The organism is Rhodospirillaceae bacterium (assembly GCA_016722635.1).
Taxonomy (GTDB): Bacteria; Pseudomonadota; Alphaproteobacteria; order JAEUKQ01; family JAEUKQ01; genus JAEUKQ01.
The window spans coordinates 268,140-292,211 of record JADKIX010000003.1; the positions used below are offsets into that span (position 1 = coordinate 268,140).

General features: G+C 41.4%; 21 protein-coding genes and 1 tRNA gene. 15 read left to right on the forward strand and 7 right to left on the reverse strand.

Translation table 11 applies throughout. From position 1 onward, the window contains the following. Nucleotides 1-8 precede the first annotated feature (8 nt). Nucleotides 9-1,823, forward strand: a complete 1,815-nt coding sequence (locus IPP67_01595; GenBank protein ID MBL0337895.1) for an ABC transporter ATP-binding protein — start codon at nucleotides 9-11, stop codon at nucleotides 1,821-1,823. A gap of 222 nt (nucleotides 1,824-2,045) precedes the next feature. Here IPP67_01595 and mscL read toward each other — a convergent pair whose 3' ends face one another. After that, on the reverse strand, nucleotides 2,046-2,435 hold the full coding sequence (gene mscL / locus IPP67_01600; GenBank protein ID MBL0337896.1) for a large-conductance mechanosensitive channel protein MscL: 390 nt from the start codon (nucleotides 2,433-2,435) through the stop codon (nucleotides 2,046-2,048). A gap of 135 nt (nucleotides 2,436-2,570) precedes the next feature. Between mscL and IPP67_01605 the strand changes: the two genes are divergently transcribed. Beyond that, entirely contained in the window at nucleotides 2,571-2,900 is a 330-nt protein-coding gene (locus IPP67_01605) for a DMT family protein (GenBank protein ID MBL0337897.1), read from the forward strand. A 39-nt stretch (nucleotides 2,901-2,939) separates the two neighbouring features. Here IPP67_01605 and uvrB read toward each other — a convergent pair whose 3' ends face one another. Genes uvrB through uvrA form a run of 3 tightly spaced genes read right to left on the reverse strand, consistent with a single transcriptional unit; the run spans nucleotide 2,940 to nucleotide 9,083 of the window. Continuing rightward, nucleotides 2,940-5,090, reverse strand: coding sequence for an excinuclease ABC subunit UvrB (uvrB, locus tag IPP67_01610; GenBank protein ID MBL0337898.1), 2,151 nt, complete (start codon nucleotides 5,088-5,090; stop codon nucleotides 2,940-2,942). Between the two features lie 2 nt (nucleotides 5,091-5,092). Then, nucleotides 5,093-6,118 carry an NAD-dependent epimerase/dehydratase family protein gene (locus tag IPP67_01615; protein ID MBL0337899.1) on the reverse strand — a complete coding sequence of 342 codons (1,026 nt, stop codon included), beginning with the start codon at nucleotides 6,116-6,118 and terminating at the stop codon, nucleotides 5,093-5,095. A 37-nt stretch (nucleotides 6,119-6,155) separates the two neighbouring features. After that, on the reverse strand, nucleotides 6,156-9,083 hold the full coding sequence (gene uvrA, locus IPP67_01620) for an excinuclease ABC subunit UvrA (GenBank protein MBL0337900.1): 2,928 nt from the start codon (nucleotides 9,081-9,083) through the stop codon (nucleotides 6,156-6,158). A 373-nt stretch (nucleotides 9,084-9,456) separates the two neighbouring features. Between uvrA and IPP67_01625 the strand changes: the two genes are divergently transcribed. From IPP67_01625 to IPP67_01660, 8 genes are all read left to right on the forward strand, one after another. Then, nucleotides 9,457-10,365, forward strand: a complete 909-nt coding sequence (locus IPP67_01625; GenBank protein MBL0337901.1) for a sel1 repeat family protein — start codon at nucleotides 9,457-9,459, stop codon at nucleotides 10,363-10,365. Between the two features lie 82 nt (nucleotides 10,366-10,447). Then, nucleotides 10,448-10,990 carry a single-stranded DNA-binding protein gene (gene ssb / locus IPP67_01630; protein MBL0337902.1) on the forward strand — a complete coding sequence of 181 codons (543 nt, stop codon included), beginning with the start codon at nucleotides 10,448-10,450 and terminating at the stop codon, nucleotides 10,988-10,990. 157 nt (nucleotides 10,991-11,147) lie between these two features. Beyond that, nucleotides 11,148-13,868 (forward strand): DNA gyrase subunit A, encoded by a 2,721-nt coding sequence (gene gyrA / locus IPP67_01635; protein MBL0337903.1) that lies wholly within the window; start codon nucleotides 11,148-11,150, stop codon nucleotides 13,866-13,868. Nucleotides 13,869-13,883: 15 nt separating this feature from the next. Continuing rightward, nucleotides 13,884-14,399 (forward strand): pantetheine-phosphate adenylyltransferase, encoded by a 516-nt coding sequence (gene coaD, locus IPP67_01640; GenBank protein ID MBL0337904.1) that lies wholly within the window; start codon nucleotides 13,884-13,886, stop codon nucleotides 14,397-14,399. A 201-nt stretch (nucleotides 14,400-14,600) separates the two neighbouring features. Further along, nucleotides 14,601-14,675 (forward strand) — tRNA-Lys (locus IPP67_01645). Between the two features lie 92 nt (nucleotides 14,676-14,767). Then, on the forward strand, nucleotides 14,768-15,457 hold the full coding sequence (locus tag IPP67_01650) for a YafY family transcriptional regulator (GenBank protein ID MBL0337905.1): 690 nt from the start codon (nucleotides 14,768-14,770) through the stop codon (nucleotides 15,455-15,457). 125 nt (nucleotides 15,458-15,582) lie between these two features. Next, entirely contained in the window at nucleotides 15,583-15,954 is a 372-nt protein-coding gene (locus tag IPP67_01655) for a VOC family protein (GenBank protein MBL0337906.1), read from the forward strand. Next, the gene (locus IPP67_01660) at nucleotides 15,951-16,385 is read left to right on the forward strand and encodes an EVE domain-containing protein (protein MBL0337907.1); all 435 of its coding nucleotides are present in this window, start codon (nucleotides 15,951-15,953) and stop codon (nucleotides 16,383-16,385) included. The genes IPP67_01655 and IPP67_01660 overlap by 4 nt, the downstream gene beginning before the upstream one ends. A gap of 82 nt (nucleotides 16,386-16,467) precedes the next feature. Here the strand turns inward: IPP67_01660 and IPP67_01665 are convergent, their stop codons facing one another. Next, on the reverse strand, nucleotides 16,468-17,775 hold the full coding sequence (locus IPP67_01665; GenBank protein MBL0337908.1) for an iron-containing alcohol dehydrogenase: 1,308 nt from the start codon (nucleotides 17,773-17,775) through the stop codon (nucleotides 16,468-16,470). 565 nt (nucleotides 17,776-18,340) lie between these two features. On the opposite strand from IPP67_01665, the gene IPP67_01670 reads away from it, so the two are divergent. From IPP67_01670 to IPP67_01690, 5 genes are all read left to right on the forward strand, one after another. Next, nucleotides 18,341-18,829: a YajQ family cyclic di-GMP-binding protein gene (locus IPP67_01670; protein MBL0337909.1), complete on the forward strand. Its 489-nt coding sequence runs from the start codon at nucleotides 18,341-18,343 to the stop codon at nucleotides 18,827-18,829. A 24-nt stretch (nucleotides 18,830-18,853) separates the two neighbouring features. Then, on the forward strand, nucleotides 18,854-19,213 hold the full coding sequence (locus IPP67_01675) for a hypothetical protein (GenBank protein ID MBL0337910.1): 360 nt from the start codon (nucleotides 18,854-18,856) through the stop codon (nucleotides 19,211-19,213). A 43-nt stretch (nucleotides 19,214-19,256) separates the two neighbouring features. Next, a complete protein-coding gene (locus IPP67_01680; GenBank protein ID MBL0337911.1) occupies nucleotides 19,257-20,954 on the forward strand; it encodes a thiamine pyrophosphate-binding protein in 1,698 nt (565 codons plus the stop codon). Nucleotides 20,955-21,036: 82 nt separating this feature from the next. Continuing rightward, nucleotides 21,037-21,570, forward strand: coding sequence for a peroxiredoxin (locus IPP67_01685; GenBank protein MBL0337912.1), 534 nt, complete (start codon nucleotides 21,037-21,039; stop codon nucleotides 21,568-21,570). Nucleotides 21,571-21,639: 69 nt separating this feature from the next. Then, nucleotides 21,640-22,149: a carboxymuconolactone decarboxylase family protein gene (locus IPP67_01690; protein ID MBL0337913.1), complete on the forward strand. Its 510-nt coding sequence runs from the start codon at nucleotides 21,640-21,642 to the stop codon at nucleotides 22,147-22,149. Between the two features lie 143 nt (nucleotides 22,150-22,292). Here IPP67_01690 and IPP67_01695 read toward each other — a convergent pair whose 3' ends face one another. Then, nucleotides 22,293-22,490, reverse strand: coding sequence for a hypothetical protein (locus tag IPP67_01695; GenBank protein MBL0337914.1), 198 nt, complete (start codon nucleotides 22,488-22,490; stop codon nucleotides 22,293-22,295). A gap of 354 nt (nucleotides 22,491-22,844) precedes the next feature. Beyond that, a complete protein-coding gene (trxB, locus tag IPP67_01700) occupies nucleotides 22,845-23,801 on the reverse strand; it encodes a thioredoxin-disulfide reductase (GenBank protein ID MBL0337915.1) in 957 nt (318 codons plus the stop codon). Nucleotides 23,802-24,072 lie beyond the last annotated feature (271 nt).

Here is a 24,072-nt window from a genome sequence, read left to right on the forward strand (position 1 = left end):
TTTTTATTATGAAAGTAAAACCTATAGACAATAGCTCAAATAATTTCTTAAAACCAATTTTATCGTTGCCAAAAACGCCTTGGGCTTTTGTCTGGTTTTTTGTACGCCATAAATTTGCCCTCAATTATATTCTAATCATTCTAGCTATCCTTGCAGGCAGGATATTCGATACACTGGAACCTTATTTTGTCAAAAAACTTATTAATGCTTTGGCAGCGAATAATGTGATATCCATCAAAGAAACTGAAACCCTGTATTGGTTTATGCTATTAGTTGGCGCGTGGCTAATGGGATCGTTGTTTTTTCGAATCCAGAATATGATTGATGTGCGCACCGCCCCCTATTTGCGGGAAACTGTACAAAATCATATGTTTGGTTATTTGATTGGCCATTCGCCCCGCTATTTCCAAGATAATTTTGGTGGTAAATTAGGGCAGAAAGTTAAAGAGGCTGCTAAAGCCTGCATGAACATCTTGGAAATGATTACTGTTAATATGGTGGGCTTACTTGCTTTAATGGCAGTTTCAACCATATTGCTTATTCAACAAAACCCTAAATTCGCTATTATTTTAGGAATTTGGGTATGTGCGTATATTACTGTATCTGTCTTGCTAGCGAGACGCTGTGTGGGCCTATCTGCAGCTTTTTCAGCCCAAGGCAGCATCGTTTCTGGTAAAATGGTTGACGCCATCAGCAATGCGGAAAGTATCCGCGCTTTTGCCCGGTGGCGGCATGAACGTTTAAATCTGGGTGAAGCTTTCGCCGAAGAACGTCGTCGTTCAATCAAATTGCGTTGGTTTTTAATTATGATGCGGCTTTTTCAAGCAGTCGCAATTCTGAGTATGATTGCAACGTTAAGCTATATGGCCATTAATGAAGTGATCGATGGCCAGATGGATATCGGAGCTTTTAGCATGGTTTTTGGCTTAACTTCTTTTATTTCGATGAATGTATGGGGTTTATCCAATGAGTTGCTGGATTTCTTTGAAGCGATCGGCACTTTAACCGAGTCACTTGACTTGGTTACCAAACCTCATGAAATTATCGATCAAGCCAACGCGAAACAGTTAGTGGTCAAACAAGGAAGAATTGAATTCATCGGGATGAATTATAATCACCCCGATGGGTTGCAACAATTTCGTGATTTTTACTTAACAATTAATCCTGGAGAAAAAGTTGGCTTGGTTGGGCCTTCTGGTGCCGGGAAAAGTACTTTAATCAAATTATTGCGACGGCATTTTGAGCCTAATTCTGGCAAAATTTTGATTGATGGAGAGAATATCCGGGAAATAAGCTGGGATTCTTTAAATGAAAATATTGCCGAAGTTTCTCAAAATCCTTCCGTTTTCCACCGGCCAATTATGGAAAACATCCGGTATGGCAATTTGCAAGCAAGCGATAAGGAAGTAGAATTAGCTGCAAAGCAGGCTTACTGTTATGATTTTATTATAAGTCGCCCCAGCGGGTATAATACGATTGTGGGTGAGCGCGGCATCAAGCTTTCCGGCGGGGAACGCCAACGGATTGCCATTGCCCGGGCAATTTTAAAAAATGCTCCTATTGTCATTTTGGACGAAGCCACTTCTGCCCTTGATTCTGAATCAGAATACTTCATTCAGCAAGCTTTTAAGCATTTAATGCAAGGACGTACAGTGATTGCCATCGCCCATCGTTTATCAACGATTGCCGGAATGGACCGTATCCTTTATATGGAGGCTGGTCAAGTACTGGAACAAGGTAATCATCAGGAATTGCTTCAGAAAAAAGGAAAATATGCGGCGCTTTGGAACCGTCAAGTGGGTGGTTTTATTTCCCCAACGTAAAATTTTAGGAAAGCAAGGGAATTGCTACAGATATTTCATTTGGAAGCTAGTCTGGATATAAATGTCCTTATTTAGCACCCTCTTTTTAACCTAGCTTATAAAGCTAATATAACAGAACTTAACGGCAATATCTGAGAACCCGCCGGACTTAAAGACTGCCTATAAGCAAGCATTTTCAGCATTTAAGCATGGATATTTCTGGATAACAAACAGCTTAGGATGCTAATGGGTTTTCTTACTATCTTCTGCCAAAAGATCACGAATTTCTTTTAGCAAAATTTCCTGTTGCGTAGGTGATAGTGGTAATTTTTCTTTTTTAACAGCAACTTTATTAAGTGCCTTAACCAGCAAAAATACAGCAAAGCCTATAATACAAAATTGAATGAAGCTGTTAAAGAAAGCGCCGTATTGGATAGCTGCTTTGCCAGTCTGGTCTAATTTCCAAGAAAGTGCAGAGAAATCAATCCCGCTGAGAAGATATCCTAACGGGGGCATTAGGATATCTTTAACCAATGACTCAATAATTTTCCCGAAGGCAGCACCAATAATAATACCTATCGCTAAATCAACAACATTGCCGCGCATTAGAAATTTTTTAAATTCTTGAAACATTTTGTTACCTTGCTGTAATCGTTTTTATTTTTGTATTAATCCTGTGATAAATATTCCTTGGCGAAGCCCACCATTTTGGATATTAAATCAAATTGATTAATCACCTGATAATCTTTTGTTGTTAAGATTGATAAAATGTACACTGTTTTTTTATTAATTTGTTCCAATATATTTATGACATTCGCTTGGTATGGCCATTTAAAAAATCCATCCTTGAGTTTATGGAAAGCCATTCTTATCAGCTGGGGTATCGCTTTTTTTGAATATTGCTTGATGGTACCGGCCAATCGATTGGGTTACGGCCCCTTTAATGCCGCTCAACTCAAAATCATCCAAGAAGTTATTACCATGACCGTGTTCGCCATATTTGCTGTTTTTTATTTAAAAGAACAGATTGGTTGGAATTATTTGGCGGCTTTCTTGTGCTTGATGGGGGCTGTTTATTTCATCTTTGCTTTCAAATAAATTTTATATCCCCTTATCATTTAAGGATTTATCGCCTATTTACGTTTTTTTACCTTGCGGGCTTTTAGCAACTAGCGAAGAACCTGATTTTGTCTTATTAGTTTTTTTTGCGCTAAAAGATGTAGGGGAAGGCAGCACCGGCATTTCTAATTCGGCAGACTGCAGCCTACGAATTTCATCGCGCAATCGCCCCGCTTCTTCAAATTCTAAATCGGCAGCCGCTGTTTTCATCCGTTCTTCTAAATCAGCGATTACCTTTTGTAAATTATGGCCAAGATGATGAAAAATTTCTTCAGATATTTTGGTGTCAACCGTAACATGGTCTTGTTCATAAACACTTTGCAAAACATCATGAATGGATTTGCGGATAGATTCTGGGGTAATGCCATGTGCAGCATTATATAATTGTTGTTTTTCCCGCCGGCGGTTTGTTTCACCTAGGGCTTTCTCCATTGATTGTGTTACCTTGTCCGCATATAAAATAACCCTGCCATCAATATTGCGTGCTGCTCGTCCAATCATTTGGATGAGGGCAGTTTGCGAACGCAAAAAACCTTCCTTGTCTGCATCCAAAATTGCCACGAGCGCACATTCTGGGATATCAAGGCCTTCCCTTAATAAGTTAATACCTACCAAGACATCAAAAACACCCAAGCGCAGGTCGCGGATAATTTCAATGCGCTCCAGCGTTTCAATGTCAGAGTGGAGATAACGCACCTTCAGCCCTGATTCTTGTAAATATTCGCTTAAATCCTCGGCCATTTTTTTTGTTAAAGTGGTAATTAAAACCCGTTGGCCTTTAGCGGCAACTTGGCGGCATTCTGCCATCACATCATCCACCTGGGTTTCAATCGGGCGGATAATGCAAACCGGATCAATTAATCCGGTAGGCCTAATCACCTGTTCAACAAAAATGCCCTGTGTTTTATTTAATTCCCATGGCCCGGGTGTCGCTGAAACAAAAACGCTATCGGGGCGCATTTTCTCCCATTCCTCAAATTTTAACGGACGGTTATCCAAACAAGATGGCAAACGAAACCCATAATTGGATAAAGTTGATTTTCTGGAAAAATCGCCCTTATACATACCGTTCACCTGCGGAACAGTCACATGGCTTTCGTCAATAAATAAAAGAGCATCTTGTGGCAGATATTCGAATAAGGTCGGTGGTGGTTCACCTGGTTTACGACCCGTCAAATAGCGGGAATAATTTTCAATTCCAGCACATATCCCGGTTGCCGTGAGCATTTCTAAATCGAAGGCTGTCCGCTGTTGCAACCGTTGCGCTTCTAACAATTTCCCTTGTTCATTGAGAATTGCCAATTGGGTTTTCAGATCTTGTTGAATCTGCCTTATAGCTTTTTCCATTGTAGGTTTTGGGGTCACATAATGGCTGTTAGCATAAATTTTAATAAAATCCAATTTGCTTATTTTTTCGCCCGTTAACGGATCAAACTCTGCTATAGCTTCAATTTCGTCATCAAAAAATGATAATTGCCATGCACGATCCTCTAAATGGGATGGAAAAATTTCAATACTGTCCCCCCTTACCCGGAAGGCACCACGCTGAAAAGCAATATCATTCCTTTTATATTGAATTTCTACCAATTGCCTTAATAACTGGTTCCGCTCAATCCGATTTCCCTTTTCTAGATAAATGGTCATTGCCCCATATGTTTCAGGCGATCCAATCCCATAAATACAAGAAACACTGGCCACAATAATCACATCTCGCCGTTCAAATAAGGAACGCGTGGCGGCATGGCGCATCCGGTCAATTTGTTCATTAATGGTTGCTTCTTTCTCAATATAGGTATCGGTACGCGGTACATAAGCCTCCGGTTGGTAGTAATCATAATAAGAAACAAAATATTCAACGGCATTATGGGGGAAAAAAGACTTCATTTCTGAATATAGCTGGGCTGCCAAGGTTTTATTAGGTGCCATGATCAAAGCCGGACGCTGTAATGTTTGGATGATATGAGCCACCGTAAAGGTTTTACCCGAACCGGTTACCCCCAAAAGCACCTGATCCTTTGCCCCCTCTTCTAACCCTTGAACCAATTGTTTAATGGCCGATGGCTGATCACCAGCTGGCCTATAATCAGAAACAATTTCAAATTTATGACCCTGAGAAAATTGTTTTTCTTGAATATCTGTGTTACTTAAAAGCGGATCCTGCCTGTGCATTTCTATACCCTTGATTCATCAGCATTATTGGTTAATGGACGTTTCAGATATCCTTGTTCCTGAAACCAGGCAATCATATCTTGAAATGATTGGATCACAGGTCTTACAATTAACCCCAATTCTTGTCTGGCTTTGGCTGTGTTAAAGGCCATAGGATTCGCTGCTAACCTAACACCTGTTAATGGGGCACGCGGCGGTTTTTTTGTGATATCTGCAATGATTTCACTAATGGTTGCAGCGGTTAACGCCACCCAATAAGGTACTTGCCGCTGCGGCATGGGTAAGCCGGTCATCCGCTCTAATAACTTTAAGATTTCGGATAAGCGTAAATTTTCGCCTCCCAAAATATAACGCTGGCCTGGTTTCCCATGAACCATGGCTAAATAATGCCCCATGGCTACGTCACGCACATCAATCAAATTAAAAGTTGCTTCTAAAAAAGCTGGATTATCCCCATTCAAAAAATCCAAAATCATCCGGCTAGGTGGCGTTAATTGCTGGTCACCGGGTCCAATAGGCAAAGTTGGATTAACAATCGTAATAGGCACCCCCCGTTTAAATGCCAAAAAAGCCTCTTGTTCAGCCAATAGTTTAGAGCGGCAGTAAGGACCTGGCATTTCCGATAAAGTTGGGGTCACTGTTTCGTCAGTCATTCGGTTTCGCTTAGATTGTCGCGCACTGCTTAAAATCGATTCGGTCGATGTATAAATGATTTTTTGGAGTGGCATCTCCTCAGCAACCCTTAAAACATTTTTTGTGCCAGTGTAATTGACAGACAAGAAATTCCTTTTATTTTTAGCCCAAAGATTAGGATTAGCCGCGACATGATATAAATATTCCATATCTTTTAAGGCAGATTGAATATCTTGAATTTCTAAAATCGAGCCTTGGCGATACTCCACATCCTGAATGGGATTGGCAGGCACCCTAATATCCAAAACCCGTACAAAAAATCCTTTTTTCTTTAATAAAGCAACCAAATGGCTTCCTACAAAGCCACACCCGCCTGTTACCAACACATTACTCATTTTTTACATTCATTTCCTGCACTACAAATTTTATTTTTTACCCGTTCTTTTTGCCCTTACTTCTTTTCAATTTTTTGGATGTGTCAGCTGGCCCTTTTCCACTTTTGAGATAATTTTTTAATAACGGGGCCAAAAATTGGCCGGTGTAACTGCCTGGAACGGCAGCAATCTGTTCGGGTGTTCCGGTTGCAACCACATATCCCCCCTTATCACCCCCTTCAGGTCCAAGATCAATAATCCAATCAGCGGTTTTGATGACTTCCAGGTTATGCTCAATAATCAAAACACTGTTCCCTTGATCCACCAGAGTCCCCAAAACCTCCAATAATTTCCGCACATCTTCAAAATGCAACCCTGTCGTCGGTTCATCCAGAATATAAAGTGTCTTACCAGTTGCCCGCCTGGAGAGTTCTTTAGATAATTTTATCCGTTGTGCTTCCCCCCCCGACAACGTGTTGGCTGCCTGGCCGATATGGACATACCCCAGTCCCACCTTCTGCAAGGTAATCAATTTATCCCGAACGGGGGGGATAGCTTGAAAAAAATCCACTCCGTCATCCACCGACATTTCTAAAACATCGGCAATGGACTTGCCTTTATACATGATTTCCAATGTTTCTCGATTATATCGCCGACCCTTACATTGGTCACAAGGAACATAAACATCCGGCAAAAAATGCATTTCAATCTTGGTAACCCCATCTCCTTCACAGGCTTCACAACGCCCGCCTTTGACGTTAAAGGAAAAACGGCCTGCCTTATAGCCCCGGCTATTCGACTCGGGTAACGAGGCAAACCACTCCCGAATCGGCGTAAAAGCCCCGGTATAAGTAACGGGGTTAGATCTGGGCGTACGGCCAATGGGTGATTGGTCAATATCAATAACCTTATCTAATAGTTCCAGGCCTTTTATTTCCTTATATCCTGCTGGTTGTTCACGGCTGCCAAACAAGTGTTTTGCTAAAGCTTTGTAAAGCGTTTCAATGATCAAAGTGGATTTACCACCCCCCGAAACACCTGTTATACAAGTCATAACCCCTAAAGGAATATGGACATCGATATTTTTTAAGTTATTGCCAGTTGCCCCCATAATTGTCAGCATCTGATCTTGTTTCACTGTTCTTTTAACTTCCGGCACCGGAATAGCGCGTTTACCCGATAAATAAGCACCCGTCATACTTTCAGGATGAATAAGTAACTCTTGGGGCGTACTGGCCGCAATAATTTGACCGCCGAATTTGCCAGCCGCTGGCCCCATGTCAATGACATAATCCGCTTGACGAATGGCGTCTTCATCATGTTCAACCACCAATACTGTATTTCCTAAATCCCTTAAACGTTGCAACGTTAATAATAACCTGGCGTTATCCCGCTGATGCAAGCCGATTGATGGCTCATCCAACACATATAAAACACCCGTTAACCCTGACCCAATTTGTGAAGCCAACCGGATGCGCTGGCTTTCGCCACCACTGAGGGTTCCTGAGGCGCGGCCTAAAGAAATGTATTCCAAGCCTACATTTTTTAAAAAACCCAGCCTTTCATTAATTTCTTTCAAAATTCGATTGGCAATTTCATTTTGCCGGTGGGTTAAATGTTTAGGCAAATCCATGAACCAATTCACTGCTTCCCCAATCGATTTTTGGCAAAGTTCTGAAATATTTAGGCCGTTCATTTTGATGGCCAATGCTTCCGGTTTTAGGCGCATTCCCTGACAAACAACGCAGGGAGAACTGCTTTGATACTTGGCAAATTCCTCCCTCATCCAGGTGCTATCTGTTTCTCGCCAGCGGCGCTCCATATTAGGAATAATACCTTCGAAGACCTTGTTGGTTTGGTATTGGCGCACCCCGTCATCATAACTTAATGGGAGTTTTAGGTTTTTGGAGCCATATAAAATGGTATTTTTAACCTCCTCCGGTAATTGTTGCCAAGGAGTCTTTAAACTCGCACCATAATGCTTGGCAATGCTTTCCAACGTTTGTTGGTAATAAACCGAGCTTGAACCCGCCCACGGGGCAACCACCCCTTGCTGCAAATTTAAATGGGTATCAGGAACAATCAAATTTGGGTCAAAAGCCACTTTAACCCCCAAACCGTCACAGGTCGGGCAAGCTCCGAAAGGATTGTTAAAAGAAAACAAACGTGGTTCGATTTCGTCAATGGTAAACCCGGAAACAGGACAAGCAAAGCGGGCCGAAAAAGTCGTTCTTTGGCCAGTTTCCGTATTTTCCAAATAAGCCAATCCATCCGACAATTTTAAAGCTAGTTCAAAACTATCGGCCAACCTTGTTTCTATCCCTTCGCGGATAGCAAGGCGATCCACCACCACCTCGATGGTATGTTTGATTTTTTTATTTAGAGCAGGCACTTTGTCGATTTCATACAGCTGATCATCTACCTTTACCCGCTGAAAGCCTTGTTTCTGAAGATCAGCCAGATCCTTTTTATATTCACCCTTACGACCCCGGACAATTGGGGCCAACAACATAAATTTCTGTCCAACTGGCATTTTTTTAACCATATCAACCATCTGGCTGACCGTTTGGCTTTCAATGGGCAAACCAGTGGCTGGGGAATAGGGAATGCCAATTCGCGCATATAAAAGCCTTAAATAATCGTAGATCTCGGTGACGGTACCAACCGTTGAGCGCGGATTACGCGAGGTGGTTTTTTGTTCAATGGAAATTGCAGGCGATAATCCTTCAATGCTATCAACATCGGGTTTTTGCATCAATTCTAAAAACTGGCGCGCATAGGCAGACAACGATTCCACATACCGGCGCTGCCCCTCTGCATAAATCGTGTCAAAAGCCAAGGAGGATTTACCGGAACCGGATAAGCCCGTAATCACCACCAATTGATGCCGAGGGATGTCCACATCAATATTTTTAAGATTATGTTGCCTTGCCCCACGAATGGATATTTTACCGTGGCGGAAAATTTCGTTGGCATCATTATTCATTATTTAAACCCAATTCACATTTCAATCAGTTTTTTTTAAGGACGGCACGTCTGACTACCAGATATCCATACGGTTTACTCAAGATGATGTCCTATTAATACGAAACAAGAACATTTTTGTCCATCGATTTATATATGAACTACATAACAGATTTATAATGATCCGTGAAATTTATGATAAATTATTTTATAAATTGATTTACCAAATTTTCTTCTAATAGGTTTAATTTAATTTTCTTTGCTTTAATGAAGAGTAAAATATGATTATGTTCCCTTAAAAAGGGCAATTGTTACTTGCCTTTGCTATAGAACTATTTATAATAGAACTGTTTATAATAGTGATGGAAAAAATGATTGGAAATTTGGTGTAAGCAATGAAAAAAATTACTTTTAGAACTATTTGTTTTTCCTTTGTAATTTTTATTTCTTTGTTGCAACAAATTCAAGCGGGAGAAAAAGAAGCGTGGCAAGCGCTTGAGGATAAAGATTATCAGACTGCCTATCAAGAATTTTTACCGCTGGCAAAAGATGGCAATATAGCTGCCCAGCATTATATCGGGTTAATGTATCATAACGGATATGGTGTAAAACCGGATTATAGCCAGGCTGCTCTTTGGTTTAATCAAGTGATTAACAATCCTGGGTATAATATCGGAAACCCAGCTTCCCTAGAGGACCCACAAGAGGCTATTTTAAAATTAAAACAATTTGCCCATGAAATGTTATGCACAATATATGGGATAAATAATCAAATAGGACAGGCTATTACATATGACCTTAATAAAGCCAGCATCCATTGTTTGGCTGCAGCTGATAAAGCCCATTTCTCTGAAGTTCGTTTTCTAGCAGGAAGGCTGTATATGCTAGGTCAAGGTGTTGTCCAAGATGATGGAAAAGCTTTCTACTGGTATAATAGATCGATACAGGAAGATAAGTATCCGAAATCCTTCGGCGCCCTGGCTTATTTATATCTTCATGGCAAGGGGGTCCCTAAAAATGTAAGCAAGGCAGTGGAATTGGCTCTAACAGCTGCAGAATTAAACGATCAATATTCTCAAATATTATTGTCCGGCCTTTATCTGGGAGGAAATGGTATTACCTCAAATTATCCAAAGGCTTTTTTCTGGTCAAACGTCGTTCTTCTGCACGGTAATTTGACCGATGCCCTAAAATCACAAGTGCGAACAATCCGCGAGGAAGCTTTAAGCCATTTGACTCCTGAAGAACTGGCCACCCTTCAAAAGCAGATTTTTGATTGGCGACCCCCCTCTGCTGGGAAATAAAATCCGTAAGAATTGTTAAAAGCAATCGACTATCAATGATAAAAATACTAATATAAACTCGCTTATATAAGGATAAAAACGAATGGCTGGAAGCGTTAATAAAGTTATCTTGGTTGGAAATTTAGGGAAGGATCCCGAAGTCCGTTCCATGCAATCCGGTGACCGGGTGGCCAGTTTTCCGGTCGCAACCTCAGAGCGTTGGAAAGACAAAGCCAGTGGGGAACGCAAAGAAAAAACGGAATGGCATAAAGTGGCCATCTTCGATGAGAGATTAGTTGATATAGCCGAAAAATATTTGCGTAAAGGATCAAAGGTGTATTTAGAAGGGCAGTTGCAAACCCGTAAATGGACCGATCAATCAGGACAAGAGCGATATACAACGGAAGTTGTCCTACAGCGCTTTAGGGGCGATTTGACTTTGCTTGATTCGAAATCTGATGGCTCAAGTGAAGGTCAAGATTATGAACGTTCAGCTATCCCCAATGAATTTTCCCCCGCTCCGATGGGATCAAAACCTTCTTTCAGCAATCCCAAAAATTCAAGGCCTAATACGATGGACTCGTTTGAGAAAACGATGTCCCCAAAAAATAGCAAGCCAGATTTAGATGATGACATTCCATTTTAACATAAAAAAAACTTTGCATCCTTTCAATTTGCCCCTAAATTTGTTACTATCGACATTGTTATTTTCTGCCTATAAAAATTAAAGAGAGCTTATTGTGGACAACAACATCCCTATTGCCCCCGCTAATGCGATTTCTTCTATTTCCATTGAGGAAGAAATGCGACGTTCCTACCTCGATTACGCCATGAGCGTAATCGTAGCGCGGGCGTTGCCAGATGTGCGGGACGGATTAAAGCCCGTCCATCGCCGCATCTTATATGCCATGTATGAATCGGGTTACGAACCAGAGAAACCCTTTCGGAAATCGGCGCGCGTGGTCGGGGATGTGATGGGTAAATACCATCCGCATGGGGATTCTGCAATTTATGATGCCATGGTGCGGATGGCGCAAGATTTTTCGATGCGCCTGCCTTTGGTTGATGGTCAAGGCAATTTTGGCTCGATGGACGGTGATCCGCCTGCCGCGATGCGTTATACGGAAGTACGTTTAAAAAAATCGGCTATGTCTTTATTAAATGATATCGACAAAGAGACGGTGGATTTTCAGCCAAACTATGATGATAGCACCCATGAACCCATGGTTCTGCCTGCTTTATTACCCAATTTATTAGTGAACGGGGCTGGTGGTATCGCTGTGGGTATGGCTACAAATATCCCCCCCCATAACTTAGGTGAAGTCATTGATGCGTGCTGCGCTTATATAGAAGATCCAGCGATTTCGATTGAGCAATTGATGGAATTGGTACCAGGACCTGATTTTCCAACCGGTGGCGAAATCCTAGGCTTGGGAGGGATTCGCGACGCTTATCTATCAGGCAAAGGATCGATTGTTATCCGTGGCAAAAGCCACGTCGAGCAATTAAAAAATGACCGCGAAGCCATTATTATCAGCCAAGTTCCTTACCAAGTTAACAAAGCGCGTATGGTTGAGCGAATTGCCGAACTGGCACGCGACAAAATCATTGAAGGTATTACCGAAATTCGCGATGAATCTGACCGCGAAGGCGTCCGTGTGGTTATTGAAGTTAGGCGTGATATTTCCGCTGATGTTATTTTAAGCTTACTGTATAAGCATTCGCCTTTGCAAACCAGTTTTGGTATTAATATGTTGGCTTTGCATCGTGGCCAACCTTTGCTGATGAATTTAAAACAGGTTATCGCAGCCTTTGTTGAATTCCGGGAAGAAGTGATCAACCGGCGTTCCCGCTTTGAATTACGAAAAGCCCAAGAGCGCGGGCATATTTTGCTGGGTTTAGCGGTAGCGGTGGCTAACATTGACGAAATGATTAAGATCATTCGTGCCTCTGCTGATCCCATTCTAGCCAGACAAGCCCTGATGGAACGCTCCTGGCCAATTGATACCGCCTTACCTCTTTTGCAATTGTTAGAGCAGGACATGGGAAACCCAATATCCTCAATTCCTACCCAAGCCGATTATCGATTAACAGAAAGCCAAGCAAAAGCCATTCTTGATTTACGCTTGCATCGGTTGACAGGGCTAGAGCGGGAAAAAATTGTTGCCGAAATGTCTGAGCTATCGATCCAAATCAGCCGTTTGCATGATATCTTAAACAATCGTACCCTACGTTTGCAATTGATGAAGAACGAATTGATGCAAGCGAAGACGACACTCGCAAGTCCACGCCGCACAGAGATTACCGAAAATGATTCGGATGTTGATATTGAAGATTTGATCCAACGCGAAGATATGGTGGTAACATTAACCCATAACGGCTATATCAAACGGGTACCTTTATCTGCTTATCGTGCCCAGCGGCGTGGCGGCAAGGGCAAATCTGGTATGGATGTTCGAGACGAAGATGTTGTCAACCAACTTTTTGTGATTAACACCCATACCCCGGTTCTATTCTTTTCTAATCAAGGCATTGTATATAAATTAAAAACTTACCGCTTGCCACCTTCAACCGCGCAAGGTCGCGGCAAACCTTTGGTGCAACTATTGCCCTTGGAAAAAGATGAAGCGATCGCTACATTGCTGCCCTTACCTGATCAACAAGAAACAGAGAAATTATCGATCATTTTTGCAACTGCCCTGGGCCAGGTGCGCCGGAATAAGCTTGCAGATTTTGTCCAAGTTAAATCAAACGGTAAAATCGCTATTAAATTAGAGGCTAATGATCGCCTGGTCAGTGTCCAGGTCTGCTATGATCACCAAGATGTTTTCTTAGCTACCGCAGCAGGTAAATGTATACGATTCCCAGTCAAAACCTTAAGGGTATTTGCCGGACGTAATTCAGACGGTGTCCGCGGCATTAAATTGCAAGGCGATGATCGGGTTATTTCCATGACGATGTTGGAACATGGGGCATTTTCAGCTGAGGAACGCGAGTCTTTCCTAAAAAGTAGCCGTTATTCTGCAGAAGATATGTCAGAATCAGCTGCCTCAACTTCTTCAACCGAAGAGGAAGAAGAGATAGCAGCGGTGGATTTAGATGCAAATGTTCAAAACGATCAAGAATCGTTACCTACCTCATTACAAACAATGGCTGAAAACGAACAATTATTGTTAGCTGTAACAGAACGGGGCTATGGCAAAAGGACTTCTTCTTATGCTTATCGTTTAACAGGCCGAGGTGGGGTGGGAATTGCCAATATAGAAACATCCGAACGGAATGGCCTCGTGATTGCATCTTTTCCGGTTGATAACAATAGCCATATCATGTTGGTAACGAACCGCGGCCAAGTCATTCGCTGTCCTGTTCACGACATTCGTATCAGCAGCCGCCGCACCCAAGGGGTTAAGTTATTTGATGTAGCGTCAGATGAACAGGTGGTATTCGTTACCTGCCTGACAGATGAAGATGATCAAGACATAATTGGGAATGAAGATGCTCCCTTGGAACCATTACCTTCATAGATATTGGAAATTACCATGAGAATAGGCGTTTACCCCGGCACTTTTGATCCTATCACATATGGACACATGGATATTATTCACCGAGCCGCAGAAATTGTTGATAAAATTATTGTGGCAGTTGCCGCAAATGCAGGTAAAGACCCCCTGTTTTCTTTAACTGAGCGTGAGAAAATTGTTAGGCAAGAAATTGAAAAAAGTTTGCCTGCAAGTGAAGTGCAGCGCATTGAAGTGCGTCCTTTTCAATCCTTGCTGACGCATTTCTGCCATTCAGTCCAAGCAAAGATTATTATCCGTGGGTTAAGGGCTATATCCGATTTTGAATATGAATTTCAAATGACTGGTATGAATGCACGTTTAGATCCAGGAATTGATACGGTTTTTCTGATGGCCTCAGAAAAATATCAGTTTATTTCTTCCCGTTTTGTGAAGGAAATAAGTTTACTTGGCGGTGATGTGACTTCTTTTGTATCGCCCAGAATTGCTAATTTATTACAGCAACAATTTAAGAAAAAATCCTTATTAAAATCGTAAATTTGCGCCATTCAACGAGTAGGAAAAACAGGAATATCACCGATTATCCTTTTCATCTATTCTTATTCTCAATTTCTCTATAAATAGTTGAGCTAGGGGGATGAAGGCAATTAATAAAATTTCTACGTAAAAAATACTTTGACAGTCTAGTGTCTTTTCCCTTACATATGGTTTGTTTTAAATAAACAACCTCTGTTTTAGGGGCGCGTAGCTCAGCGGTAGAGCATCTGACTTTTAATCAGGAGGTCACGGGTTCGATTCCCGTCGCGCTCACCACTTTCAAAGGTGGTGGGCATTTCTTTAACGAGATAAACAAATAAAAATCTTAAGCTGTGCTCTTAAAATCTTATTTTAGAGAAAAATTGGCTTTGTCCCGCTCAGAACGTCTTCTTGACCTTATTCAAATTTTACGCCGCCACCGTTATCCCATCCAGGGCGCCGCACTAGCGCAAGAATTGAACATAAGCTTACGCACGTTATACCGTGATATTGCCCTTCTCAATACCCAGGGGGCGCGAATTGATGGCGAAGCAGGACTTGGCTATCTCATGCGTCCAGGTTTTATGCTACCACCCCTTATGCTTCAACAAGAAGAGATTGAGGCATTGTGGTTGGGATCAAATTGGGTCATGGACCGGGCGGATGAGCGGTTAAGTGCTGCCGCACGTAATGCGTTGACAAAAATTGCGGCCGTTCTTCCAACTGACCTTAAAGAATCCATAAACCAATCACCTTTATTAGTAGGCCCAAACGACAGAGAAGATGCTTACCAAATAGATCTAACGCTTATTCGGCAAGCCATTCGTTCTGAGCAGAAAATTGAAATACATTATGAAGATTTAAGCGACAGAAAAACCAGCCGGATTATTTGGCCGATTGTTTTAACTTTCTTTGAGCAAGTGCTTATCATTGTGGCCTGGTGTGAGCTGCGTCAAGGATTCCGTCATTTCCGTGCCGATCGTATAGCTACAGCCGTTTTATTAGGGTCAAGATATCCCAGGCGGCGCCATGAGCTCATGAAAGAATGGCGATTGAGTGAAGGGATACCATCGCCCTAAATTTTATTAGCTGCTGACACAATCTGTCATGGTGATGTTTTAAGTTCTTTATTAACACAATAATCACAGCCCACAAATTGAAAGGCTGATGAAGAAATTAATGACGAACTTTTAGGAGAACAGCTATGACCGAACCAAATATGATTATCTTATACGTTACCAACCCTACCGCCAGCGCTACATTTTATCAAAACCTACTGGGATATGCCCCGGTTGAAGCATCACCCACTTTTGTTATGTTTGCCTTAAAATCAGGATTCATGTTGGGTTTATGGGCTAAACATACGGTAGAACCCGTTCCGACTTCAGCCAATGGCGCATCGGAACTAGTGTTTGCTGTCGAAAATCAGCAAACGGTGGATCAAGTTTCCAAAGAATGGAAAAAACGTGGCCTAAAAATCATGCAATCCCCCACAACAATGGATTTTGGCTATACTTTTGTTGCGGCAGATCTGGATGGTCACCGTTTACGCGTTTTTTCGCCCGTGCAATCATGAATAAATATTGGGTCGCAGTAGCTTCGGCCGAACATGTAAGGATCGGCCGTGAAACTGGATTTATGCAAATTTGTCACGGAAAATTGTCCCCCTTAAAACGGATAAAACCAGGGGATGTTATTACATACTATTCACCAACGGAGCAGTTTCAAGGAAAAGATCGTTACCAATCTTTCACGGCCATAGGTACCATCAAACGGAATGATCCCTATCAAATAGAAATGGGGGATGGGTTCTGTCCATTTCGACGCGATGTCAATTGGCTGAAAGCTTCAGAAACACCTATCAAAGAGCTTTTACCCCAATTGGATTTTTCAAGGGAACGTAAAAACTGGGGATATCAATTACGGTTTGGCCTTTTTGAAATTTCCTCGCATGATATGCAAATAATTGCTAATGCCATGCAAATGAGTTTACGCTTGAATGAATAAATCCCAAGTTCTAATTATGTAAATATTTGGCCACTTAATACCAGCATCGTCGTTGTGACTAAACTAAACGACGATGTTGGGTTTATGGCAGTAAGCCTACCCATGCAGCCAAATCCAAAAAAGTCAGCCGGTTTCTGGTAAAACGCGCATACTTAACTGCTTTTTGATATAACTCTGGCCGAAGGTTTAAATGTTCGGGCTGGGTAGGTAACCCTATCGTCTTGAACATATGAGATAAAAGTTGATGACTTAAACGATTTCTTTGAATTTTTATGCGCCATTCCGGCCAATTGACAGTTAATTTCTGTTGGTAGTTGGATTGTTTTTCGCAAGAAAATTGTTTTTCCTGAAAGACCTTCCAATATTCAGTTGCTTTCTCCTGACCAAAAACCTGAGTGAACCAAGCATGATCATATCTAAATTCAGCCGAAAACTTTAACTGCTTAAAACTTAAAATTTTTTCTTGTAAAGCAGCCATTGTTAAGGTGGTAACCGCAATGATTTCTCCATGAAGGCATTTTGAAAGTTCCATAGAATCACCTTGGGTATCAATATAATGGGCAATCATATGTTCGGCTTGGCTAGCCGGGTTACTGTTTCCCACAACCGCCATGCCAATTCCCGAGTGGACAATCAGTTGCACCAAATTATTGATAGCCCTTTGATTGCCATCCTTTAATAGCTGAACAGAGCTAATAACCTGTTTTTCAAGATCAATCAGCGGATTCAAAATTTCTTGATGATAAGGTGTCCCAACTAGGAAATGGGAAAATAACCAATCTGTTTGCACCGTTGACCGACATAAACAATCTGCCAGCCCTGCAGCGATCATTTTTTGTGGAGCACGTGACAAAATTGCCAAATCAAAAAAAGCAGCCCGAGGTGGATTGGCGGGAATTGATTTTTTAAGTCCCTGGTCAACCAAAGAAACACTGGCAGAGCAATATCCATTCATCGAAGGGGCCGTTGCAAAAACAACATAAGGGATCTTTAATTGGGTGGCCGCATACTTAACCAAATCATTAATGGTGCCGGAACCTACCGCAATTAATAACTCGCTGTCATTGGCTTCAGCGATAATTTGTTGGCTAAATTTAATATCGGCAGATAAAGGGGTGGGTAAAATAATGGAATTGCATGAATGGCTGGTTGACAAAATTTTCTTAATTTTAGCTGCTAAAACCCCATGGGTAATTTCATCGCAAATGATTGTCAGTTGCAGGGAAGAATTGGAGAAAATTGTTTTAATTAGTTGATCCACCCGATCGGATAATGTGGCAGCACTTTGCACATAACAAATTTTAGGCTGATCAAAGGAACCTTGACCGCTTATGGGAGAAGAAATCAGAAAATTTTGCTGATACTCTAGGGATGGTAGCGTTAGAATCAAAGTCCCTCCTAAAAAAGGATAGGCCTATATAACACCCTATAAGAAGAACATTGTCATTAGTTAAATTCAGATATCTTAGAATGCGTTATCCACAATTCCTTACGCAAGCATAAGAGCCGTAAAATCATCAAATTTTTATGAAAAACGGAATAACTGAACAAGATTATTCTGGTTAGAACCTTTAAAATGAAGAAAGTGCGGATAAAAAAAGAGGCCGCACCCAAAGGAACGGCCCAAGTTCAGGGAGGAAACGCCCAAAGGGGCGTATACAACAACATCAAAATGCTGCTGCAATGCAACATTCTCACAATTATAAAAGTTTTGCAACAAGCAAAATGCAATTCTGTTATAAATTATTAGATTTTACCATATTAATATTTGCAATAGTATTGCTGCAGTGCGCTTTCACTCAAATGTTATTGAAGGGCGTTGTGACCTTATACCCTAGAAAGATTGCAAGCCTTCACAAAATACTTTACAGAAGATTTTTTCAATTTTACTGATATCACTGATATAAGCTATTTGAATATACATTTTCCTAACCCTTTATTTCTGTGAGAATTGCATGCCCTCTTTTGATATCGTCTCAAAACCAAATATTGCCGAGATTGATAACGCCTTGAACGGATTAAAACGGGAAATATCCACCCGGTTTGATTTTAAAGGAAGTCATTGTACCATTGAAAGAAAAGATGACAAAGTGATTGAGATACAGGCAGATGATGAGCTTAAATTGAAGCAAGTGCAGGAATTATTAAAAATGCATACAACCCGCCGCGGTGTTGAGACTGCTTTTTTAGAATTTCTTGATAGCCAGAAAGCAGCAGGCCAAAGTGTCCGACAATCCGTCACTATTAAGCAAGGCATTGCCCATGATTTAGCTAAAACAATTATTGGGCATATCAAAGAAAGTAAATTAAAGGTTCAATCAGCGATCCAAGGGGATGAATTGCGGATCACTGGCAAAAAAAAGGATGATTTGCAAGATGTGATGGCTTTATTAAAGCGCCTGGATTTAAATCAACCCTTACAATTTAACAATTTTAGAGATTAAGCAAAATAACAAAAAGGATATTTTATGCTGACCAGTCAAAACCCCAAATTTCCTAATCCTTTACGGTTAAATCCTTTGCAATTGAAAACGTTGGCCCTTTTGCAAGTATTGGCCGGACAACAGCAGGAAGTTGAGCAAAACCAAGATGGAATTGTCGTACGTCATTTCCCCTCCGCTCATGGCAACCATTTTCATGTAGGCCCTTATGTTTTATCGGGCCAAGAACTTTCAGGACTTGGCAATGTATCGGTTTGGAAAGTATTAGAGCGTAAGGGCTTGATTAAGTCTTATTATCCCGAATACGCAGTCTTAACGCCTGCGGGCCAAACTTACGACACCATTGCTGCCCAAAAAACCTGGCATCAGCACGCCCATCATCATTAAAAAAAACAATTTTATTATATCCTTATAAATTATTTGAAAGACCATTATGTCAGAGAATACCTTACGCAGCGGCGGAAAAATTTTGGTAGATGCCCTTCAAATCCACGGGGTAGATAAAGTTTTTTGTGTACCGGGTGAAAGTTATTTAGACGCCCTAAACGCCTTCTATGATGTGCAAAATTCCGTTCAGGTGGTGGTATGCCGCCAGGAAGGCGGTGCAGCTTTTATGGCAGAAGCCTATGGTAAATTAACAGGTAAACCTGGCATTTGTTTCGTAACCCGCGGGCCAGGTGCCACCAATGCCTCTATTGGCGTGCACACCGCTTATCAAGATTCAACCCCCATGATCTTGTTTATTGGGCAGGCAGCCAGGGGCGTCTTAGGCAGGGAAGCTTTTCAAGAAGTGGATTTTAAACAGTTTTTTGCACCCTTATGCAAATGGGCTGAGCAAGTCTATGACGCAAAAAGGTTACCTGAGATTATCAGCCGTGCCTTCCAAGTAGCCGTTAGCGGTCGCCCCGGGCCAGTCGTCATTTCTTTGCCGGAAGATGTATTAACCGATCATGTGACAACGACTGATACAAATGCTTACCGCTTCGTTAACCCCGCCCCTAACCCGGAAGACATCAAAAAATTTGCAGGATTATTACAAAATAGCCAAAAACCATTTGTTTTACTGGGCGGTTCCAGCTGGACAGAATCATCTGTCGAAGAAATTCAACAATTCTGCCAAAAATTTCATTTGCCAGTCGGCACTTCTTTTCGGCACCAACATTTATATCCCAATCAAGCCTCTAATTACGCCGGAGATGTGGGGATTGGGATCAACCCTTTATTAATGAAACGGATTAAAGAATCAGACTTAATGATTGTTATCGGTGATCGTTTAGGGGAGATGACCACCAACGATTATACGTTGTTAACGCCTCCCGTTCCTCAACAAAAACTGGTTCACGTTTATCCGTCCGGCGAAGAATTAAACAGGGTTTATCAAGCCAATTTAGGTATATTTTCAACCGCTGAAAATTTTGTTCTCGCTATTAGTAAGCTTAGTTTGACGTTTAAAAATAATATGAAAGAATCCACAGCTGCCGCCAATCAGGAATATAAGTCATACTCTAAACCGGATGTTACCAATGCTGGCAATGTCCAATTGGCAAAAATTATGGGATATATGAGAAAGAAATTACCGGATGATGCCATTGTTACCAATGGCGCAGGCAATTATGCCGGTTGGATTCATCGTTTTTTCCCTTTCCACCGCTTCCGTACCCAGTTAGCTCCCGCCAATGGGGCAATGGGTTACGGCCTTCCCGCCGCAGTGGCGGCAAAACTCATTCATCCTCAACGTATCGTTGTTTCTGTAAACGGGGACGGTTGTTTTTTAATGAATGGCCAAGAATTAGCAACCGCCGTTCGCTATCAACTGCCTATTGTAATATTGATCATTAATAACGGCATGTACGGTACCATCCGAATGCACCAGGAACGCGAATATCCTGGACGGGTTATTGGAACAGATTTATTTAATCCAGATTTTGTGACTTTAGCCAAAGCTTACGGCGCTGAAGGATATTTGGTTCAGCACACAGATGAATTTTTTATAGCCTTTGATCATGCTTTAACTGCCAATAAACCCGTATTGATCGAAGTTAAAATTGATCCAGAGGCAATTAGCGCGCGCGCCAGCTTATCCCAGATCCGGGATCAGGCTATGAAAAAGATCCAAGAAAAAAAATAACACCTTTGCTCTAGAATGCACAAAATTTTTGCTTATATATAGTATCAGCCAACTAACAATTAAACCTTTATAAGGAGCGCCTATGTTAACAGTCGGTCATCATTTTCCAAGCTTTGAGCTTGATGCCGTTGAATCAATTGATCCCAAAACAGCTTTCACGAAAATCTCTGATAAATCTGACAAAGGGAAGTGGAAAGTCATCTTTTTCTGGCCGATGGATTTTACTTTTGTTTGCCCCACAGAAATTGCCGCTTTCGGTAAATTAAATGGCCAATTTAAAGATCGCGATACTGTTCTTTATGGAGCAAGTATCGACAGTAAATTTGTCCATTTGGCCTGGCGTCAAAACCATGCTGATTTAAAAAATCTGCCATTTCCCATGCTGTCCGACCTTAAACGGGAATTGTGTGATAAATTAGGAATTCTGCATCAGGATGGTGTTGCATTGCGCGCAACCTTTATTGTCGATCCACAAGGGGTGATTCGCTTTGTTGCCGTGAATGACTTGAAAGTTGGCCGTAATCCTGAGGAAGTATTGAGGGTTTTGGATGCTTTGCAAACTGATGAATTATGTGGGTGCAACTGGCAAAAAGGCCAAAAAGTTTTAAAACCGTAATATATAAAGATACTCAGTTTTAAAGCGGCAATTTCTTCTTTGCCGCTTTTTTTATAAGGAATTCATCCCATGTCCATTGAAAAATTGAAAGAAACCTTACCAGATTACGCTAAAGACTTACGGATCAATATTTCTACCTTGCAAACAAATACCTTGCTTTCGAATCAACAAAAAGCCGGTTGTTTTATTGTAGCTGCGATTGTCAGCCGCAATAAAATGGTGATAGAGAAAATTTTAGAAGAATTTACCTCCCAATTATCGCCGCAGGCTTTAACGGCTGCAAAAACAGCCTCTGCTTTGATGGGCATGAATAATATTTATTACCGTTTTACGCATTTAGTGGAGAATGAAGCATACCGTCATCTGCCTGCAAAATTAAGGATGAACGGTATCGCTACCCATGGCATTGAAAAAGCTGATTTTGAACTTTTTTGTTTGGTTGCTTCAGCCATTAATGGTTGTGCCGCCTGTTTAAATGCCCACGAACACGAACTGCAAAAATTAAACATCTCCACAGAAGTCATTCAGGAAAGCGTTAAAATAGCTGCGGTTGTTCACGCAATTGCTGCTTTATTATAATGAAACAAGCCCCCTGATGGGGGCTTGTTATTGGGTAATTTGCATTGACATCCTCTATCAATATACCACAGCACATATGATCATTGTTGCTCTCGATAGGTAAGCTCTAGAGCACTCTTAACTTTCTATTCTGCCCTACTTCATCAACTCGGCTCTTCTTCATCGGGTGGTGCTGGTGCCTCAGTTGGACCAGTATCATGTGTCCTGACATCGCCCGGATACGGCTTATTCAGTAGATCGAAATCCAGACAACCTGCTAAGCCTAACGAGCCTACAATAACTGCCGCCAAATAAATTGTTCTAAAGGCGACAATTTTCTTTTCTTCTGTTTGGTTTTTCATAATTTTTCTCCTTTTGACAAATTCAGCTTGATGTTTTCGATAAGCTGATCTTTGCAAAGCTTCGTTAATAAATCGTTAAGAACAAAAATATCGATTTAGATGTTAGGCAATCCGATGACATGAATAGGCTTTTTGAAAATTGCTCCCGAATGCTTGTTTTACAATAAAATATGATTGCATAATAATTCATGCGGCTTATTGATAAGCCAACCCGTCTTTCAAGCAACTGCCCGAAAGTAACAAATCTTGCATATAGGCACGAAGCCTACCATGCCGCCGCCTGCCTGAATAACAGGCGTTGCAAAAAATCAGCCGTCATACGCCAAATATTGATAGTGAAAGCTTGTTTTACCGTTATTCTAAGTGGGAAAGATAGCGATCTGCCTCAAGGGCCGCCATACAGCCCATTCCAGCAGCAGTTACAGCTTGGCGGAAGACCTTATCTTTAACATCCCCCGCTGCAAAAATGCCAGGAATGGTGGTGGCGGTCGAATCAGCTTTAGTTAGCAAATAGCCTTCCTCATCCATAGCAAGCTTACCTACAAATATTTCTGTAGCTGGTTTATGACCGATAGCTATAAACAACCCATCCGTTGGAATAGAATCGACAACACCAGTTTGTATGTTTTTTAATTTAACAGCGGTTACCCTTTTAGGGTTGTCTAATCCCATAACCTCCTCAACCACATTATCCCAAATAACCGATATTTTAGGGTTTTTAAATAATTTGTCTTGCATCATTTTTTCAGCGCGTAGCTTAGATTTTCGATGAATCAAAATTACTTTTTTGGCGTGCTGGGTTAAATATAAAGATTCCTCAACCGCTGTGTTCCCCCCCCCCACCACACACACAGTTTTATTTTTAAAGAAAAAACCGTCGCAAGTTGCACAAGCCGACACCCCAAAGCCCTGATATTTATGTTCACTCTCCAACCCTAACCAACGAGCTTGTGCGCCCGTACAAATAATAATCGCATCAGCAGAATAGTACGCCCCACTATCGGTTTTTACCTTGAAGGGCCTCACATTAAAATCAATCTCGGTTACCAAATCTTCAATGATCTTTGTTCCCACATGTTCCGCCTGGGCACGCATTTCTTGCATTAACCAAGGTCCCTGGATGGTTTGAGAAAAACCAGGATAATTTTCTACATCAGTCGTAATGGTCATCTGTCCGCCCGGTTGCATTCCCGTTAACATAATAGGGTACCGATTGGCGCGCGCTGCATAAATTGCAGCAGTCAAGCCCGCAGGGCCAGAGCCAATAATTAAAATATTAGTGTGGATGGATGTTTTTTTTCTATCAGCCATAATTGATCCCTAATGAGGGTGAATAAAACGTCAAAATCTACTATATAAAAGAAACTAGCATAACTTGTTAACCCTATCATAAATCTTATTTACTGTGGCACTTGCACCAAGATAATCCTTATTATAACAAAAACAACCTCTTCCTATGATCCGATATTGATTAACACACAAAATACGCTTGAGTCCTCTTTATATTATTTTTAAATATCTTTTCTTGTTAATCACTTATAGTATTTACTTATTATGCAAGCCAGTTATAAAAAATTAAATT

Bases quoted from the DNA above. Each gene is read 5' to 3' on its own strand.
- IPP67_01595 (MBL0337895.1), top strand. From the start codon at position 9: ATGAAAGTAAAACCTATAGACAATAGCTCAAATAATTTCTTAAAACCA.
- mscL (MBL0337896.1), bottom strand. From the start codon at position 2,435: ATGTTTCAAGAATTTAAAAAATTTCTAATGCGCGGCAATGTTGTTGAT.
- IPP67_01605 (MBL0337897.1), top strand. From the start codon at position 2,571: ATGTACACTGTTTTTTTATTAATTTGTTCCAATATATTTATGACATTC.
- uvrB (MBL0337898.1), bottom strand. From the start codon at position 5,090: ATGCACAGGCAGGATCCGCTTTTAAGTAACACAGATATTCAAGAAAAA.
- IPP67_01615 (MBL0337899.1), bottom strand. From the start codon at position 6,118: ATGAGTAATGTGTTGGTAACAGGCGGGTGTGGCTTTGTAGGAAGCCAT.
- uvrA (MBL0337900.1), bottom strand. From the start codon at position 9,083: ATGAATAATGATGCCAACGAAATTTTCCGCCACGGTAAAATATCCATT.
- IPP67_01625 (MBL0337901.1), top strand. From the start codon at position 9,457: ATGAAAAAAATTACTTTTAGAACTATTTGTTTTTCCTTTGTAATTTTT.
- ssb (MBL0337902.1), top strand. From the start codon at position 10,448: ATGGCTGGAAGCGTTAATAAAGTTATCTTGGTTGGAAATTTAGGGAAG.
- gyrA (MBL0337903.1), top strand. From the start codon at position 11,148: ATGCGACGTTCCTACCTCGATTACGCCATGAGCGTAATCGTAGCGCGG.
- coaD (MBL0337904.1), top strand. From the start codon at position 13,884: ATGAGAATAGGCGTTTACCCCGGCACTTTTGATCCTATCACATATGGA.
- IPP67_01655 (MBL0337906.1), top strand. From the start codon at position 15,583: ATGACCGAACCAAATATGATTATCTTATACGTTACCAACCCTACCGCC.
- IPP67_01660 (MBL0337907.1), top strand. From the start codon at position 15,951: ATGAATAAATATTGGGTCGCAGTAGCTTCGGCCGAACATGTAAGGATC.
- IPP67_01670 (MBL0337909.1), top strand. From the start codon at position 18,341: ATGCCCTCTTTTGATATCGTCTCAAAACCAAATATTGCCGAGATTGAT.
- IPP67_01675 (MBL0337910.1), top strand. From the start codon at position 18,854: ATGCTGACCAGTCAAAACCCCAAATTTCCTAATCCTTTACGGTTAAAT.
- IPP67_01685 (MBL0337912.1), top strand. From the start codon at position 21,037: ATGTTAACAGTCGGTCATCATTTTCCAAGCTTTGAGCTTGATGCCGTT.
- IPP67_01690 (MBL0337913.1), top strand. From the start codon at position 21,640: ATGTCCATTGAAAAATTGAAAGAAACCTTACCAGATTACGCTAAAGAC.
- IPP67_01695 (MBL0337914.1), bottom strand. From the start codon at position 22,490: ATGAAAAACCAAACAGAAGAAAAGAAAATTGTCGCCTTTAGAACAATT.
- trxB (MBL0337915.1), bottom strand. From the start codon at position 23,801: ATGGCTGATAGAAAAAAAACATCCATCCACACTAATATTTTAATTATT.